The following is a 17,507-nucleotide window of genomic DNA, read 5'->3' on the forward strand; positions in this document are numbered from 1 at the left end:
AGAGGGATTGCAATGAGCCACTTTCTCGATCGCCTGACGTATTTTTCGCGGACCCGCGAGCCCTACTCCGACGGGCACGGTGAAACCCGCGCCGAGGACCGCACCTGGGAAGACGCCTATCGCCTGCGCTGGCAGCACGACAAGGTCGTGCGCTCCACGCACGGTGTGAACTGCACGGGTTCGTGTTCATGGAAGATCTACGTGAAAGGCGGCATCGTCACGTGGGAGACCCAGCAGACCGATTACCCGCGCACGCGGCCCGACATGCCCAACCACGAACCGCGCGGTTGTTCACGCGGCGCTTCGTATAGCTGGTACCTGTACAGCGCCAACCGCATCAAGTATCCGATGATCCGGGGGCGGCTGGTGCGGCTGTGGCGTGAGGCGCGCAAGACCATGGCGCCCGTCGAGGCATGGAAGTCGATCGTCGAAGATCCGGCCAAGGCCAGGCGCTACAAAGAAATCCGTGGTCGCGGCGGCTTCATCCGCAGCACATGGGACGAAGCCAACGAGATCGTCGCCGCCGCCAACATCTACACCATCAAGAAGTACGGCCCGGACCGGGTGGTGGGTTTCTCGCCGATCCCGGCGATGAGCATGGTCAGCTACGCCGCGGGCGGCCGTTACCTGAGCCTCATCGGCGGCACGCTGATGTCGTTCTATGACTGGTACTGCGACCTGCCGCCTTCGAGCCCGCAGACCTGGGGCGAACAGACCGACGTGCCCGAATCGGCCGATTGGTACAACTCGGCTTTCATCATCGCGTGGGGCTCGAACGTGCCGCAGACGCGCACGCCCGACGCCCACTTCTTTGTCGAGGCGCGCTACAACGGCACCAAGATCGTCGCCGTCACGCCGGACTACTCCGAGGTCGCCAAGCTCTCCGACATCTGGCTGCACCCCAAGCAAGGCACCGATGCCGCGCTCGGCATGGCGATGGGGCACGTGATCCTGAGTGAATTCCACGTCAAGCGCACGGTCCCCTACTTTGACGATTACTGCCGCCGCCTGACCGACCTGCCGATGCTCGTCCGCCTGGAAAAACGCGGCGAGCATTGGGCTGCCGACCGATTTGTGCGCGCGTCCGACTTCGCAGACAAGCTCGGTCAAGCCAACAATCCGGAATGGAAAACCGTGGCGCTCGACGAGCGCACGGGGCAGTTCGTCGCCCCGCAAGGTGCCATCGGCTATCGCTGGGGCCAGAAGGTCGAAGGTGACCTGGGCAAGTGGAACCTCGAAGAAAAAGACGGCACGGGTGCGGACGTTCGGCTCGCGCTCACGCTCGCCAATCATCGCGACGATGTCGCGGCCGTGGCTTTCCCTTATTTCGGCGCGCAGGCGCACGAACACTTTGCGCACAACGATCAGGGCGGCGAACTGTTGATACGCAGCGTGCCGGTCAAGCGCATGGGCGACACGCTGGTCACGACCGTGTTCGACCTGATGTGCGCCAACTACGGTGTCGACCGTGGGCTCGGTGGGCAGGCAGCCAAGAGCTATGACGACGATATCGCCTACACCCCGAAGTGGCAGGAATCGATCACCGGCGTGCCGCCCGACAAAGTGATCGAAGTTGCCCGCCAGTTCGCGCTGAGTGCAGAGAAAACCGAAGGCCGCAGCATGGTCATCATCGGCGCGGCCATGAACCACTGGTTCCACCAGGACATGAACTACCGCGCGGCCATCAACATGCTCATGCTGTGCGGCTGCATCGGCAAGAGCGGCGGCGGTTGGGCGCATTACGTGGGGCAAGAAAAACTGCGCCCGCAGACAGGCTGGACGGCACTGGCATTCGCGCTCGACTGGGCGCGCCCGCCGCGCCACATGAACAGCACGTCGTACTTCTACGCCCACACCGATCAATGGCGTTACGAGTCGCTCGTGCCGTCGGAAATCCTCTCGCCGCTGGCCGACGCTTCGCGCCACGGCAAGACGCTCATCGACTGCAATGTACGCGCTGAACGCATGGGCTGGCTGCCCTCCTCTCCGCAGATCAACATCAACCCGCTGTCGATTGCCGCCAGGGCGACCGTCGCCGGTATCGAGCCAAAGGACTGGCTGGTGCAGCAGTTGAAAGCCGGCACCACGCGCATGGCCTGCGAAGACCCGGACTCACCCGAGAACTTTCCGCGCAACCTGTTCGTGTGGCGCTCAAACCTGTTCGGCTCGTCGGGCAAGGGGCACGAGTATTTCCTCAAGCATTTCGTCGGCGCGCAGCACGGCATCCAGCAAGGCGATATTGCCGAGACGGGCGGCGTGAAGCCCGAGGAGGTTGTCTGGCACGACACCGCGCCAGAAGGGAAGCTCGATCTCATCACCACGCTGGACTTCCGCATGAGCACGACCTGTCTGTATTCGGACATCGTGCTGCCCACCGCCACGTGGTACGAGAAGAACGATCTCAACACCAGCGACATGCACCCGTTCATCCACCCGCTCTCGGCGGCGGTGGACCCGATCTGGCAGAGCCGCAGCGATTGGGAGATCTACAAAGGCTTCGCCAGGAAATTCTCGGAACTCGTGCCCGGCCACCTCGGCGTGGAAAAAGACGTGGTGCTGGTGCCGCTCATGCACGACTCACCCGCCGAACTCTCGCAGCCCTTTGAAGTACAGGACTGGAAAAAGGGCGAGTGCGATCTCATCCCCGGCAAGACGGCGCCCAACATGGTGGTGGTCGAGCGCGACTATCCCAACGTGTACAAGCGCTTTACCGCCCTGGGGCCGCTGATGAAGAAGCTCGGCAACGGCGGTAAGGGCATCACGTGGAACACCGAGCATGAGGTCGATGCGCTCGGCCGTCTCAATCGCGTCGTGACCGAAGATGGCCCCACCAAGGGGCTGCCGCGCATCGATACCGACATCGACGCGGCAGAAACCATCATGCAACTGGCGCCCGAAACCAATGGCGAAGTGGCCGTCAAGGCATGGCAGGCGCTGGAGCAGTTCACCGGCCGCCAGCACGCGCATCTGGCCGACGTGCGCGAAGACGAAAAAATCCGCTTCCGCGACATCGTGGCGCAGCCGCGCAAGATCATCAGCTCGCCCACGTGGTCCGGCATTGAGAGCGAACACGTCAGCTACACCGCTGGCTACACCAACGTGCATGAGTTGATTCCGTGGCGCACGCTCACCGGGCGGCAGCAGTTCTACCAGGACCACCGCTGGATGCTGGACTACGGCGAAGGGCTGGTGAGCTATCGCCCGCCCATCGACACGCGCACCGTGACACCGCTGGTGGGCCGCACGCCCAATGGCAACCCGGAGATCGCGCTCAACTTCATCACGCCGCACCAGAAATGGGGCATCCATTCCACCTACACCGACAACCTGTTGATGCTCACGCTGTCGCGCGGCGGGCCCATCGTGTGGCTGTCGGAAGTCGACGCCAGGAAGGTGGGGATCGTCGACAACGACTGGATCGAGCTTTTCAACGTCAACGGTGCGATTGCTGCGCGCGCCGTGGTCAGCCAGCGCGTGAAGGAGGGCATGTGCATGATGTACCACGCACAGGAGAAGATCGTGAACGTGCCGGTGTCGGAGATCACCCAGCATCGCGGCGGCATCCACAACTCGGTCACGCGTGCGGTGCTCAAGCCGACCCACATGATCGGCGGCTATGCGCAGTTGGCCTACGGCTTCAATTACTACGGCACCGTCGGCTCCAACCGCGACGAATTCGTCATCGTGCGCAAGATGAATCAGGTGAACTGGAAGGACTCGCCGCAAGACCACCTCGACGCCCTGCCGCAGACCACCGGGAGCGAATCATGAAGATCCGCGCACAGATCGCGATGGTGCTGAACCTGGACAAATGCATCGGTTGCCATACCTGTTCAGTCACCTGCAAGAACGTCTGGACCAGCCGGCTCGGTGTGGAATACGCCTGGTTCAACAATGTCGAAACCAAGCCCGGCGTGGGCTACCCCAAGGACTGGGAGAACCAGGAACACTGGCGCGGCGGTTGGGAGGTGCGCGCCAACGGCAAGCTGCGGCTCAAGCAAGGCAGTCGCCTGCAGATTCTGTTCAACCTGTTCGGCAACCCCAACCTGCCGCAGATCGACGAGTACTACGAACCGTTCACCTTCGATTACGAATACCTGCAGACCGCGCCGGAGATGACCACGCAGCCAGTGGCGCGTCCGATTTCGGTGATTACCGGCGAGCGCATGCAGAAGATCGAATGGGGTCCGAACTGGGAGGAAATCCTCGGCGGCGAATTCGCCAAGCGCAGCCAGGACTACAACTTCGAATCCGTGCAGAAAGAGATCTACGGCGAGTTCGAAAACACTTTCATGATGTACCTGCCGCGCCTGTGCGAACACTGCCTGAATCCGGCCTGCGTGGCGTCCTGTCCTTCGGGTTCGATCTACAAGCGCGAAGAAGACGGCATCGTGCTCATCGACCAGGACAAGTGCCGTGGCTGGCGCATGTGCGTGTCGGGCTGCCCGTACAAGAAGATCTATTACAACTGGTCGTCCGGCAAGGCCGAAAAGTGCATCTTCTGCTATCCGCGCATCGAAGCCGGTCAGCCCACGGTGTGTTCCGAAACCTGTGTGGGCCGCATCCGCTACCTGGGCGTGCTGCTGTACGACGCCGACCGTATCGAAGAGGCCGCGGCGGTGAGCGATCCACAATCGCTGTACGAAGCGCAGTTGGGCATATTCCTCGACCCGAACGACCCGAACGTGATTGAACAGGCATTGCGCGACGGGGTGCCGCAGAACTGGCTCGACGCCGCGCGTGTCTCGCCCGCCTACAAGATGGCGGTGGAATGGAAGATCGCCTTCCCGTTGCATCCCGAATACCGCACGCTGCCGATGGTGTGGTACGTGCCGCCGCTCTCGCCGATCCAGTCGCGGGCGAATGCCGGCGAGATCAACGCCAACGGTGATATTCCGGATGTGTCGAGCCTGCGCATTCCGGTGCGCTACCTGGCCAACCTGCTCACGGCCGGCAAAGAGGCCCCGGTGGTTTCGGCACTCGAACGCATGCTCGCCATGCGCGCGTTCTTCCGCCAGCGCCAGCTCGAACGCAGCGACAACCTCGCGCTGCTCGAACAGGTCGGCATGAGCGTCCTTGAAGTCGAAGACATGCACCGGTACCTGGCGATCGCCAACTACGAGGACCGCTTCGTCATTCCGACCACGCACCGCGAGTACGCCGAAAACGCCTATCAGTTGCGCGGCGAATGCGGTTTCTCGTTCGGCAATGGATGTTCGGACGGCACCACCGACGCCAGCATCTTCGGCGGCAAGATGGGGACCAAGAAGGTCTTTCCGCTCAAGACCATCGCCGGCCCGGCACCGGAGAAGACCGTTGATTACTAGACCCCACTTCGCGGCCACCGACCACGCCCTCCCCCTTCGCGCGCTGGCGGCACTCCTTGGCTATCCGCAGGCCGATCTGCAAGCCGCCGCCAGCGAGATCGGCGACGTGCTGCGCGACTGTCGCGCACTGAGTGACGACGACAGGTCGCGCCTGGCCCCTTTGCTACGGCACCTCGCGCAAGATGACCTGATCGACCTGCAGGAAGCCTACGTCGAACTCTTCGACCGCGGCCGGCGCACCTCGCTGCATTTGTTCGAGCATCTGCACGGAGAGTCGCGCGACCGCGGCGCAGCGATGATCGATCTGCTGCAGACCTACGAGACCGCCGGATTCCTGCTGCGCGAAGGCGAATTGCCGGACTATCTGCCGGCGCTGCTCGAATTCTGCGGCTGCGTCGACCATGCCACCGCGCGCGATTTCATCGCCGATTGCGCACATCTGATCCGACCGTTGGGCGAAGCCGTCATGGCACGCCGGCCCGACTACGCGGCGGTGTTCGAATGCGTGCTGCACATCGGCCGCCAAAAGGGGCTCGACTGGACGCGCGCACCAGAACCGGATGAGGAAGACATCGACCGCGAGTGGCAGGAGCAACCGGCTTTCAATCGCAACGCCGAGCCCGGCACGGAAGGCATCCCCATCACATTCATGCCGCGCGACGAACGGGCTCGCGGGGCCAAGGAGAGCAAGCATGGCTGACTGGCTCTACCAATTCGCATTCGGTTTCTATCCGTACCTAGCGCTGGTGGTGTTCTTCGTCGGCAGCCTGGTGCGCTTTGAACGCGAGCAATACACGTGGGAGAGCGATTCATCGCAGATCCTGCGCAAAGGCAGCCTGCGACTAGGCTCGACGCTGTTCCACCTGGGCATCCTGGTGGTGTTCTTCGGGCACCTCATCGGCTTTCTGACGCCGGAGCAACTGATCCTCAACATCATGAGCGCCGATGCCCACGAAGGCATGGCGATGTACGGTGGCGGCATCGCCGGCGCGGTGGCACTCGTCGGGCTGACGATCCTGTGCTGGCGACGACTGACCGACGCGCGCATCCGGTCGAATTCGCGTTTCTCGGACATCGCCGTGCTCATCATTCTGTGGGTGCAACTGGCGATGGGCATGTTTACGGTGTTCGTCTCGGCCAGCAAGCCGGAGGGCTACAGCTTCCAGGTGCTGGTGCAGTACGTGCAGGGCATCGTGTTCTTCCGTGGCGACAACGCGCAGTTACTGGCCGGCACGCCGTGGATATACAAGCTGCATATCCTGCTGGGACTGACGATCTTCGCGATCTTCCCTTTCACGCGGCTGGTGCACATCTGGAGCGGGCTCGCCTCGGTCGTGTACCTGTTCCGCCCTTACCAGATCATGCGTTCGCGCCAACGCAGCCTGAGCCGGTGATGCCATGACCGAGACCCCCGTACTGCAGGCCACGATCAATGGCGTGACCGTCGAATCGCATACCCCCGGCGACTTGCGCGCCGCCGCCGTGCAGGAACTCTTGCGCCAGGAGGCCGTCGCCGAAGGGCTGCTGGAACCTTCGGCCAGCGACGACGCCACCGCCGAAGCGCTCGAAGCCTTGCTCGAAAAACACGTCAGCGTGCCCTCGCCCGACGAAGCTGAACTCGGGCGCTATTTCGACGCGCATCGCACGCGCTACAGCAACGGCGAACTCGTCTTCGCCTCGCACATCCTTTTGCAGATGACGCCGGGCACGCCGGTCGCCGCCCTGCTCGCCCGCGCCGAAAGCCTGCTGCATCAGGTGCAGGCCAACCCGGCACGCTTTGAGCAGATCGCACGCGAGAACTCCAATTGCCCGTCGGCCGAACTGGGCGGCAGCATCGGGCAAGTCCAGCGCGGCGACACGGTGCCCGAATTCGAATCCGCACTCTTCGCGGACGGTTCGGTCGGCCTCTGGCCCAGCATCGTGCGCACGCGCTACGGCTTTCACATCGTCCGCATCGATCGACGCGAAGCCGGACGGCAGTTGCCTTTCGAAGCGGCACGCGAGCGCGTCGCGCAGGATCTGCAACGGCAGACGCTGGCCCAGGCCTTGCAGCAGTACGTGCGCATCGTGGCCGGGCGTAGCGACATCCAAGGCGTCGATCTGGATGGAGCCTCCTCGCCGCTCATCAACTGAGGCCATCGCACACGACATGGGTCGTACGCTCCGAAAAAAGTGATTCTTCCGACCCGACAATGCGTTCATTTTGTGTCCGAAATCTGATATGTTAATGCTAACAATTTCAAGAAGCCGGTCTTGACCGGCCATATCCAACGATTCCCACAGGCTGGCAAGGAGACATAGCAGTGGCCTTTCAACATAAATTGTTAGCGTTATCAATCGGTGCCGTAATCAGTGTCGGCGCGCAGGCCTACACACAGGCACCCATGCTGGATGCCGTGAAAGACCTGCCGCCCGTTGATCAGCGCCTGCCCTCGCAGCCGCTTGTGATCAAGCCGCTTGGCACGCCCGGCATCTACGGCGGCACACTGCGCACGGTGCTGCGCGCCAACGCCGACCAGAACGGCATCCTGCGCACCATCGGCTCGCAGGGCCTCATGCACTGGAAGATGGACGTCAACGGCGTCGAGCCCTACGTGGCTGAAAGCCTCGCGGTGAATCCCTCCGGCACGGAGTACACCTTCCGCCTGCGCAAGGGCATGCGCTGGTCGAACGGCGAGCCCTTCACCGCCGACGACGTGCTGTTCGCGATGAACGACCTGGTCGCCAGCAAGGAGTTCTACTCGCAGGCGCCCGACGCTTACCTCGTCAACGGCAAGCTGCCGGAAGTCACCAAGCTCGACGACAACACCGTCAAGTTCAAGTTCGACGCGCCCAACCTCTCCTTCCCCGAGGTGCTCGCCACACCGCTGGGCCAGCACCCGGTGCTGTATTCCAAGCAGTACTGCCAACAGTTCCATCCCAAGTACAACCCGAAGGTGAGCGAACAGTTCGCCTCCGCCAACGTCAAGGACTGGCCGTCGCTGATGCGCGCCAAGTGCGGCGACGTCGAGCTGCCCTCGCGCTGGAGCACCGTCGGCCGCCCCACGCTCGACCCGTGGCTGATCAAGGAGCCCTACGGCGGCAACGTCACGCGCGTGGTGATGGAACGCAACCCGTACTACTGGCAGGTCGATCCGACGGGCAAACAGTTGCCGTATCTCGACAGCATCCGTTTCGCGGTGATCTCCGATCTGCAGACCATCGTGCTGGCGGCGAGCAACGGTCAGTTCGACTTTGAAGGCCGCCTGCTCGGCGACGTGGCCTTCCGCCCGATCCTGCTCAAGAATCAGCAGAAAGCCGGCTACAAGGTCTTCAGCCAGGCCAGCTCGAACTCCAACGCGGTCGGGCTGTGGATGAACCAGACCACCAAGAACGACAAGCTGCGCAAGCTGATGGTGCAGCACGACTTCCGCAAGGCGCTGTCGCTGGGCATCGATCGTGAGGAGATCAACAAGGTCGCCTTCCTCGGCCAGACGCAGCCGTGGCAGAGCGGTCCGTTCAAGGAATCGAAGTGGTACAACGCGCAGCTCGGCAGCCAGTACACCAAGGCCGATGTGGCGCAGGCCAACGCCATCCTCGACAAGATGGGGCTGAGCACGCGTGACGACGCAGGCTACCGCCTGTACCCGGACGGTGGGCGCGTGTCGCTGGATGTGATCGTCATGATCGACCGGCAGGTGACGGTGCAGACGCTCGAACTGATCCGCCGCCACTGGCAGAAGATCGGCGTCGAGCTGGTCATCAAGGGCTCGGAGCGCTCATTGGTATTCAACCGCGCGGTCAGCAATGACTACGACATCAGCGCCGAGATTTTCCCAGGCGGGCTGGACGCCACGCAGAACGCACGCGCCTATATCGCCATCCACCCGCTCGAATCGCGCATGAGCCTGGAATGGGCCAAGTGGTACAACTCCGGCGGCAAGCAAGGCATCGAGCCCAACGCCAGCATGAAAAAGCGCATGGATCTGTACACGCAATGGCGCAGCGCCCGCACGCAGACGCAGGCCGACGAGCTGTTTCGCCAGATCCTGCAGATCGCGGCCGACGAGTTCGAAGTCATCGGCACCGTCCGCCCGGCGGCGATCACCAGCCTGCGTAACGCAAAGCTGATGAACGTGAAGGAGAATATGGCCTTCGGCTGGACCTACGCGTCCCCCGCGCTGGGCCTGCCGCAGCAGTGGTACTACGCCAAGTAACACCTCCCCCGGCGGCGCCCCGCGGGGCGCTGCCACCGCACTGACCACGGCTTCTCGGCAAGATCGCAGGCAAGCCCCAGGAAAGGAAATTGAATGAAGACCTATGCCCTGGTCGGAACGGGCGGCCGTTCCGGCATGTTCATCGAATCGATCGCGCGCGACTACCGCGAATCCGCGCGCATGGTCGCCTTCTGCGACACCAACCAGACGCGCATGAACTTCGCCAACAGCCTGCTCGAAAAGCACGGCCACGCGCCCGTGCCGACCTGGAAGGCGGATCGCTTCGACGACATGATCCGCGACGCTCGCCCGGACGTCGTGATCGTCTGCTCCATCGACCGTACCCACCATCACTACATCATCCGCGCCATGGAACTGGGCTGCGACGTGGTGACCGAAAAGCCGATGACCATCGACGCCGAAAAGTGCCAGGCGATCATCGATGCTGTCGAGCGCACCGGCCGCAACCTGCGCGTGGCGTTCAACTACCGCTACGCCCCGCACCACTCCAAGCTGCGCGAACTGGTGCGCGACGGCGTCATCGGCAACGTGCTGTCGGTGCACTTTGAATGGCTGCTCAACACCCAGCACGGCGCCGATTACTTCCGCCGCTGGCACCGCGACAAGCGCAACAGTGGCGGCCTGCTGGTGCACAAGTCCACGCACCACTTCGACCTGGTGAACTTCTGGCTCGCCAGCGCGCCGGAAGTCGTCTACGCCCAGGGCGGCCTGCAGTTCTACGGCCGCGACAACGCCGAGGCGCGCGGCGAAACCAAGCTCTACCCGCGCACCCACGGCTACGAAAATGCCAAGGGCGACCCGTTTGCGCTGGACATGGAATCCAACCCGCAGCTCAAAGCGCTGTACCTCGACGCCGAGCACGAGGACGGCTACATCCGCGACCAGAGCGTGTTCAGCGACGGCATCAATATCGAGGACACGCTCGGGCTCGTCGTGCGCTACCGCAACAAGGCGGTGATGACGTATTCGCTCAACGCCTACCTGCCGTGGGAAGGTTTCAACGTCGCGCTCAACGGCACGCGCGGGCGCATCGAGATGAAGGTCATCGAAAAGTCGTACGTGAACGCCGGCGGCGACAAGTCGCAGGAAGGTGCGCTCAAGTGGTGCGAAGTCACGGTCTACCCAATGTTCGATGCGCCCTACCGCATGGAGATCGCCAAGGGTGAAGGGGGCCACGGCGGCGGCGACAACGTCATGCTCGAAGAAATCTTCGGGCAGGCTGCGGACGACCCGCTGCGCCGCGCGGCCAGCTACCGCGACGGCGCCATGTCGATCCTCACCGGCATCGCCGGCAACCAGTCGCTGCGCACGGGCCTGCCCGTCAACATCGCCGATCTGCCGGTACGCCTGCCCAGACAGTAAGCCGCCATTCGCGGCAGAAAGAACAAAGGCCCACGGGGGTTTCCCCGTTGGGCCTTTTTCATTGCGCCATGAGCCCCTGCAACGAAGGTCGCCGGGGCTACCAGAGCGTATAGGCCATGACGAACGCGGCCAGCGTCATCACGCTCAGCGACGCCAGAAACACGCCATCCACCACCTTCGTCAGTACGATGGCCGTGCGCGTCTGTCGTGCGCGCAGTGCCCAGAAAATCGCGTACGTACACAACAGAAATCCGACCGCACAAGCAGCCAGCATGTCGTCGGCAATGGTCGCCGCGCTCTTGTCCTTGTCGAACGTGTTCATCAGCGCAACGACCGTAATGCACAGACCCGCCAGCGTGGCCGACGACGACAGCAGGCTGAGCAATTCCGAACGATCCCAATGTTCCGAGCGCATGGCGCACCGTGCGGTTGTGGAGTGGCGTGGATTCTAGCGCGCCAGCGCTGGCTGGAACCCGGCTTCTTCGACACGTCCGGGGAGCGGATTCGACACCGCCACACGACGTCACGTGCATCCGTGGGCGACTGATGGGCGGATCGGCGCCGCGCCCGGCCGGACTGGACTACCACATAGACCATGGGCGAATGCCGCCGCGCCGGAAGAGAAAGGACTACGCCATGAGCCTGTACCAGATCAGCAAGGATCTGCTGATACCGCTTGTATCGCCGTCGATCGCCGTCCTGACGCTGGTGATCTACGCCAAGCAGGAACGCCGGAAGATCGCGGTGCAGGCGGACGTCGACCTGAAAAAATCGGTCCACGCGCTCGAGCGGGACGTGCTGGCCCTGCGCGAAGCCTATCAACTGGTCGGGCTGAAACAGGCGGCCGGCGAAGTCGTCGAACCGGAACGGATCAAGGTGATCGAGGAGACGGCCGAGAGGATATTCAAACGCTTCAGCGATACGCCCGCCATCTACGACAGGTACTTCTCGCACCCGAAGGCGCAGATCCGGACCGACCGCATTCCCCTGCTACTGACCGAGATGCAGATTCGCCTGCGGACGCTGGCGGCATCGAAGAGTCCGGACCACGTCATCCTGTTCGGCCTGTATCTGCTTCTCTTCGCGCGAGCACCGGCCGACGGCGACGATGAAGAACGCCAGATCATGCAGACCATCCATGACACCAATCCGCAGTTCTACGGCGCATGGTGGATTCCACGCGCCTGAGGCCGCCCCCCGCGGTCTGTTGAATGCTGATTTCAGCGGCATCCGCTCATCGCCGACGAACGGCAATCGCAGTGACATATTTCACATTTGGCTTTTGGTTCTGATGACTTGCCCCTCTCTGGGCGCGTCGTCGAAGGGGCCGACACGGTGACACCACGATCGCGACACCGGCCCTGTTGCGAACCAGCATTTCAGCGAATGCATCACCTTTTGCACGCCGTCATGTATCGACATGAACCGAGCCACGTACGGCAGTAAGCAAAGAAAACGGCGCCCGGCGTTTGAATGAAGCACAGCTACCGCACCGCAGGAAAATGGCCGCTTCGCTGAACCGACACATTCTCTTTGCATACCATTTTCGCATTGTCACAAATGCATATTTGCCCCGATTTTGTGCAAGCGGGGTTGTTGCTACGCATCTTGCAATATGCAAATCGGGCACGCAGACTGCCGCCCGTTGCGCAGCGCTGGCGAAGAATTGTTACCGGTTCCCTGCTCGACAGGCGCCTCGGCACGCAGATGCCAGGCTTGAGTTCCACAGCAATCAGGAGACAGCATGAAATTCAATCTCAACCCTGTTCTGGCAGGGCTGGCGCTGGTCCTCGCCCAATCGGCGATGGCCGCGCAAACCGGCGGCTTCTCGACCGCCGACGGCAATGTGGGCACGGCTCGCACCTTCACCGCATCCACCTTCGAACAGATCCAGGCCATCATCGACGCCGCGCGCTACAACGACGCGGGCACCAAGGTATCGACAGGCGCCTATCCGCTGTACATCAAGTACACCGGCAACGAAGACGCGCTGATCGCGCAGATCGTCAGGGATTCGACGATCGACGCCAACCACAACTGCCCCGCTCCGCACTGGAGCGACGCCTACCGCCACATCGAGATCAAGAACTACACCGCCGGCGTGACCATCGAAGGCGCGGCCGGCTCGTCGGCCAACTGGGGGATCGTCATCAACGGCGGCTCCAGCAACGTAGTCGTGCGCAACATGAAGATCGGCGCGCTCGGCGGCGCCAGCAACGACGCCGACATGATCCGCATCGATGCCGCATCGAACGTGTGGATCGACCACAACGAACTGTTCGCCGTGAACAACGAGTGCAATGGCTCGCCCGACGGCGACCTGACTTTCGAAGCCGCGCTCGACATCAAGAAAGAAGCGCACAACATCACTGTTTCGTACAACTACATCCACGACAGCAAGAAGGTCGGCCTGGATGGCTCGTCGAGCAGCGACATCGCCGGCGGCCGCGAGATCACCTATCACCACAACTACTACAAGAACGTGAATGCCCGCCTGCCGCTGCAACGCGGTGGCTGGATCCACGTCTACAACAACCTGTACGACGGCATCACCGACTCGGGCATCAACGTGCGACAGGCCGGCTATGCACTGATCGAACGCAACTACTTCCAGAACGCCAAGAACCCCGTCGTGTGTTTCTATGACGACGGCGTCAACTGCGGCTGGTGGGATCTGCGCAACAACAATGTCACAAGCCCGTCGGACTTCTCCACGTACAACATCACCTGGAGCACCCCGGCCAGCGGCGACAAGAACGCCGCAGCCTGGACCACCACGGCGGTGTTCCCGAAGACGCTGGGCTACACGTATGAGCCGGTCACGGCCCAATGCGTAAAGGATAAGCTGCCCTCCTACGCCGGCGTGGGCAAGAACGGCGCGCAACTGGCCGCCAGCGCCTGCGGTAGCTCGTCGTCGTCGTCCTCGTCGTCCAGTTCGTCCAGCAGCTCGTCGTCCAGCTCGGTTTCTTCCAGCAGCTCGAGTTCGGCCGCATCCAGCTCCTCCTCGTCGAGCAGCTCGTCGTCGTCCAGCAGTACAGGCGGCGCTCCGGTCCTGACCGGCACGGGCGACTACCCGGATGGCTTCACCAAGTGCGCCGACCTGGGCGGCACCTGCTCGGTGACCCGGGGCACCGGCTGGGTCGCTTTCGGCCGCAAGGGCAGTTGGGTGCTTAAGAACGTCGGCGTGGGCAACAGCATCGCCTGTACCGTCGCCGCGTTCGGCAGCGATCCGCTCGGCAACCCGAACAAGTGCTCCTTCCAGAACTGATCCTGGGCGCTGCATCACAAAAGCCTGCCACTTCGGTGGCAGGTTTTTTTTCGTCTGCACCCGCCCACAGCGCACGCCCGATCGAAATCCGCTACCTTGGAAACCTGCGCACCGTCTGGAAGTGTCCTAAACACGAATGCGAATGTTCGTATGGCTTCGTGAGACCTCGTAACATGCGACGCAGCGCGGGCCTGCTTTTGAGCTGATCACATGTGCTCAGCGCGGCGACTTTGTACGATCGCCGGCACAAGTCATACAACCGGATTCCAGCCATGCCCCAACCCAACACGCCCGACACCCCGGTCAGTCGATTCGTCGCCGTTGCACAAAGCTGCATTCAGGCCAGCGCGCAGGACCCCAACGCCAGCGAACACTGGCGCCTCTTCGATGAACTGCTGGTGAGTTTCAATGACGTCGCCGAGCAGGACGCGCTACCGCTCATCGAGCAGATCATGAATGAAGGCGCCATGCGATTCGTCGCCCGCACGCTGGCCAGACGCGCCACGGAGCGTTTTGCGCACAACGCACGGGCCTGGTACCTGTATGGACGCACCGCGCTGATCATCAGCAGCGACTCGCCCGAAGCCGGGCCCGCGCTGGAGCGCGCATGGTCGATCGACCCTGACGCCGATCTGCTGCTTCCGCTGTGCCGGGCGGCCGCTTTCGTGGCCGGCAAGCAATACCCGGAGGCCGAAGCCGCCTGCCATGAAATGCTCCGGCGCGCGCCGGACTCGGCCGACGCGTACTCGAATCTCGCCATCGCGATGCGCGGACAATTCCGCACGAATGAATCGATCGCCGCAGCCGAAGCTGCACTGAAGATCGACCCGGCACACGAACACGCGCCGCTCAATCTTGCGCTCTCGCTCGTTGACGCATGGCGCTTCGACGACGCGCTCACGCTGCTGCGCCACACCATCGCGCAACGCCCGGACGACGATCGCATCCGGCTGCCGCTTGGCGAACTCGAACTGCGGCTCGGCATCTGGCAATCAGGCTGGTCGAACATGCACGCACGGTTTTCGCTGCCCGGCCTGCGCGAACAACTGCGGGCGCGCGAGCAGGAGTGCGGCGTCCCGCACTGGCGCGGCGAGCCCCTCGAAGGGCGCACGTTGGGGGTGTGGCTCGAACAGGGCTACGGTGACTCGATCCTGCTCATCCGTTTCCTGCCGCTGATGGCCGAACGGGTGCGCGCCCTGGGCGGCAAGCTGGTGTTCGGCTGCTTCGGCCCGCTGGTGGAATTGTTCCGCCCGCTCATCCCGGCCGACGTGGAACTGAATGTCGACTTCCTCAAGCAGACCGACTTCCACACGCCGCTCATGAGTCTGTGCGCGCCCTTCGGCTTTGGCAACGACACGCTGCCGGGCGAGGCATACCTGGGCGCCGACGACGCCGACGTCGCGCAATGGCGCAAGCGTCTCGGTGTGGGCGATGGCAGACTGCATATCGCGCTCACGTGGACCGGCAACCCGCAGCAGACACGCAATGACATCCGCTCGCTGCCGCTCGCCCAGCTCGAAGAACTCCTCGCCACGGAAAACGTGGTGTTCCATTCGGTCAACCCGGCCGCCTCCGCGCTCGTCGCCACGCTGCGCGACAAGGGCTTCAATGTCATCGACTGGGGCCCCGAACTGAAAGACTTCATCACCACCGCCGCGCTGCTGCAAGCGGCTGACGGCGTGGTCACCACATGCACGTCCATCGCGCATCTGGCCGGCGCCGTCGGCGCCCCGACATTGCTCATGCTGGACCGCGTCGCCTCATTCATCTGGGGCGCCGAACACGAACGCACAGCGTGGTACGACTCGATCCGCATCGTTCGCCAGGCACACTACGGCGACTGGAGCGACGTGGTGGCGCGCACGCGCGAAGCACTCACCGTACAAGCCAAAGCGGCGTCGACACGCTCGAAGTGAACGGATCGCCCTGCAGAAAAGCGTGAGCCAAAGTCGGCGGGCGCATCGCGCGCCCATCGATCAAGCGCGCGGAGCCGGGCCCGCGTTCACGATATCGAGCGACACGGCCAGATCGATCAACTCAAGCGGACTGGCAATGTGCAGCTTGCGCATCATCCGGCCCTTGTACGAGGCGACCGTCGTGACGCTCAGGCCGAATTGCCGGGCCATCTCCTTGATGCTGCACTCGTGGGCCATGCCCACGAAGACGGCATATTCTCCATTGGATAGACCGCTCAGGACGGGATCATCGCGCCGCGGCGGCAAGCAACTGTAGCCGGCCAGCACCGAGCGACAGACGAGTACCAACTCGTCCGGCGTGGCACTGGCGACCACGATGGCGCGCGCGCCGATGGCGCGCAGGCGTCCCACCACATGCGGAACGGCGTGCGGAACGATCAGCATGAGCCTCGCACCCGGCGCGGACGAGGCAATATCCATCAACCTCATCAAGGGCGGCACGTTCGCATCGAACTGCGCGACGATGAGTTGCGGCTGCGACGCGGACAGCCGCGCAAGATCGACATCCGCACAGTCGCCTTCGGCGACGACGGACATGTCGGCCTGACGGTCCAGCACCGCCCTGAGCGCCTTGCGAAAAACGGGATGCGCACCCAGCAGGGCGACGCGGGATGGGGTGGTCATGGTTCGTCAGTGGCAAGGCAAGTCACGAAGCGTCCTCTACATCGTTCCGATGTGGCGCCGATCCACCGATCGAAGCGCTCGCCGCATGACCGCACGGCGGCACTCCGATCGTCATGTCATTTCACTGCTCCACGCGGATCTCCACGCGCCGGTTCGGCTGCAGACACGCCTTGACGGCATTGCTCGCCGGCCCGGGGCATTGCACCAGCGGCGAGCCGCTGCCCACGCCTTGTGCGCGCATCGGCTGCGTCACGCCGCGTGCTTTCAGGTAGGCCATCACGGTGTCCGCGCGGCGTTGCGACAGAGCTGCGTTGTAGGCGTCCGTGCCCAGTCGGTCGGTGTGGCCGACGATGCTCAGCGCCTTGACGGTCTTCACTTTCTGCAAGGTCTCGGCGAGTACGTCGAGCTTGGCGCGCCCTTCCGGCAACATGTCGGCCGCGCCACTCTTGTCGAACTTGAAGAGCGCATCCGCCCCGAGGTTGATCACCGGCGGCAGCACTTGCGGCGGCGGGGGCGGGACGGGTTTGTCGGGCGACTTGCAGCTTTCCAGATCGGCTTGCGCGAGCGCCATCTGCCCTTCGACGCCGGCCACTTTCTTCTGCGCGGTCTCGAATGCGCGCGCCCAGGCGTTGTGCCCCGCCCACATGAGGTTCACTTCCTGGCAGGCGATGCGCTTCTGTGCCGGTGGGCAGTTCTGGAAGCGCGGGTCGGCCTTCATCCTGTCGAGGTTCGC

At 63.3% G+C, this 17,507-nt stretch carries 13 protein-coding genes; 10 read left to right on the forward strand and 3 right to left on the reverse strand.

Features of this window, described 5'->3' with window-relative positions; translation table 11 throughout:
- The first annotated feature begins 12 nt into the window (after positions 1-12).
- The 7 genes from ACDA63_RS17480 to ACDA63_RS17510 all read left to right on the forward strand — a co-directional run bounded on the left by ACDA63_RS17480 (position 13) and on the right by ACDA63_RS17510 (position 10,906).
- Positions 13-3,771 (forward strand): nitrate reductase subunit alpha, encoded by a 3,759-nt coding sequence (locus ACDA63_RS17480; RefSeq protein ID WP_373664569.1) that lies wholly within the window; start codon positions 13-15, stop codon positions 3,769-3,771.
- Positions 3,768-5,327: a nitrate reductase subunit beta gene (narH, locus tag ACDA63_RS17485; RefSeq protein ID WP_373664570.1), complete on the forward strand. Its 1,560-nt coding sequence runs from the start codon at positions 3,768-3,770 to the stop codon at positions 5,325-5,327. Before ACDA63_RS17480 ends, narH begins: the two co-directional genes overlap by 4 nt.
- On the forward strand, positions 5,317-6,027 hold the full coding sequence (narJ, locus tag ACDA63_RS17490; protein WP_373664571.1) for a nitrate reductase molybdenum cofactor assembly chaperone: 711 nt from the start codon (positions 5,317-5,319) through the stop codon (positions 6,025-6,027). Before narH ends, narJ begins: the two co-directional genes overlap by 11 nt.
- Entirely contained in the window at positions 6,020-6,721 is a 702-nt protein-coding gene (narI, locus tag ACDA63_RS17495) for a respiratory nitrate reductase subunit gamma (RefSeq protein ID WP_373664572.1), read from the forward strand. Before narJ ends, narI begins: the two co-directional genes overlap by 8 nt.
- 4 nt (positions 6,722-6,725) lie before the next feature.
- Positions 6,726-7,460 (forward strand): peptidylprolyl isomerase, encoded by a 735-nt coding sequence (locus ACDA63_RS17500; protein WP_373664573.1) that lies wholly within the window; start codon positions 6,726-6,728, stop codon positions 7,458-7,460.
- Between the two features lie 170 nt (positions 7,461-7,630).
- Entirely contained in the window at positions 7,631-9,523 is a 1,893-nt protein-coding gene (locus ACDA63_RS17505; RefSeq protein WP_373664575.1) for an ABC transporter substrate-binding protein, read from the forward strand.
- Positions 9,524-9,616: 93 nt separating this feature from the next.
- Positions 9,617-10,906 (forward strand): Gfo/Idh/MocA family protein, encoded by a 1,290-nt coding sequence (locus tag ACDA63_RS17510; RefSeq protein WP_373664576.1) that lies wholly within the window; start codon positions 9,617-9,619, stop codon positions 10,904-10,906.
- Between the two features lie 97 nt (positions 10,907-11,003).
- Here ACDA63_RS17510 and ACDA63_RS17515 read toward each other — a convergent pair whose 3' ends face one another.
- Positions 11,004-11,321: a hypothetical protein gene (locus ACDA63_RS17515; protein ID WP_373664577.1), complete on the reverse strand. Its 318-nt coding sequence runs from the start codon at positions 11,319-11,321 to the stop codon at positions 11,004-11,006.
- A 221-nt stretch (positions 11,322-11,542) separates the two neighbouring features.
- Between ACDA63_RS17515 and ACDA63_RS17520 the strand changes: the two genes are divergently transcribed.
- From ACDA63_RS17520 to ACDA63_RS17530, 3 genes are all read left to right on the forward strand, one after another.
- Positions 11,543-12,094, forward strand: coding sequence for a hypothetical protein (locus ACDA63_RS17520; RefSeq protein ID WP_373664578.1), 552 nt, complete (start codon positions 11,543-11,545; stop codon positions 12,092-12,094).
- Between the two features lie 556 nt (positions 12,095-12,650).
- A complete protein-coding gene (locus ACDA63_RS17525; RefSeq protein ID WP_373664579.1) occupies positions 12,651-14,174 on the forward strand; it encodes a hypothetical protein in 1,524 nt (507 codons plus the stop codon).
- Positions 14,175-14,446: 272 nt separating this feature from the next.
- Positions 14,447-16,090: a tetratricopeptide repeat protein gene (locus ACDA63_RS17530; protein WP_373664580.1), complete on the forward strand. Its 1,644-nt coding sequence runs from the start codon at positions 14,447-14,449 to the stop codon at positions 16,088-16,090.
- Between the two features lie 60 nt (positions 16,091-16,150).
- Here ACDA63_RS17530 and ACDA63_RS17535 read toward each other — a convergent pair whose 3' ends face one another.
- Together ACDA63_RS17535 and ACDA63_RS17540 are read right to left on the reverse strand one after the other, a co-directional pair.
- Positions 16,151-16,774, reverse strand: a complete 624-nt coding sequence (locus ACDA63_RS17535) for a LuxR C-terminal-related transcriptional regulator (protein ID WP_373664581.1) — start codon at positions 16,772-16,774, stop codon at positions 16,151-16,153.
- A 121-nt stretch (positions 16,775-16,895) separates the two neighbouring features.
- The coding region (locus tag ACDA63_RS17540; protein WP_373664582.1) for an OmpA family protein at positions 16,896-17,507 on the reverse strand (612 nt) is incomplete at its 5' end.

Origin of the sequence: Uliginosibacterium sp. sgz301328 (assembly GCF_041807905.1) — a bacterium.
Lineage (GTDB): Bacteria > Pseudomonadota > Gammaproteobacteria > Burkholderiales > Rhodocyclaceae > JBGVSA01.

Excerpts from the sequence above, each read along its gene's own strand:
- ACDA63_RS17535 (WP_373664581.1), bottom strand. The coding sequence starts at position 16,774 with ATGACCACCCCATCCCGCGTCGCCCTGCTGGGTGCGCATCCCGTTTTT.
- narI (WP_373664572.1), top strand. The coding sequence starts at position 6,020 with ATGGCTGACTGGCTCTACCAATTCGCATTCGGTTTCTATCCGTACCTA.
- ACDA63_RS17530 (WP_373664580.1), top strand. The coding sequence starts at position 14,447 with ATGCCCCAACCCAACACGCCCGACACCCCGGTCAGTCGATTCGTCGCC.
- ACDA63_RS17525 (WP_373664579.1), top strand. The coding sequence starts at position 12,651 with ATGAAATTCAATCTCAACCCTGTTCTGGCAGGGCTGGCGCTGGTCCTC.
- ACDA63_RS17515 (WP_373664577.1), bottom strand. The coding sequence starts at position 11,321 with ATGCGCTCGGAACATTGGGATCGTTCGGAATTGCTCAGCCTGCTGTCG.
- narH (WP_373664570.1), top strand. The coding sequence starts at position 3,768 with ATGAAGATCCGCGCACAGATCGCGATGGTGCTGAACCTGGACAAATGC.
- ACDA63_RS17510 (WP_373664576.1), top strand. The coding sequence starts at position 9,617 with ATGAAGACCTATGCCCTGGTCGGAACGGGCGGCCGTTCCGGCATGTTC.
- ACDA63_RS17500 (WP_373664573.1), top strand. The coding sequence starts at position 6,726 with ATGACCGAGACCCCCGTACTGCAGGCCACGATCAATGGCGTGACCGTC.
- ACDA63_RS17520 (WP_373664578.1), top strand. The coding sequence starts at position 11,543 with ATGAGCCTGTACCAGATCAGCAAGGATCTGCTGATACCGCTTGTATCG.
- ACDA63_RS17480 (WP_373664569.1), top strand. The coding sequence starts at position 13 with ATGAGCCACTTTCTCGATCGCCTGACGTATTTTTCGCGGACCCGCGAG.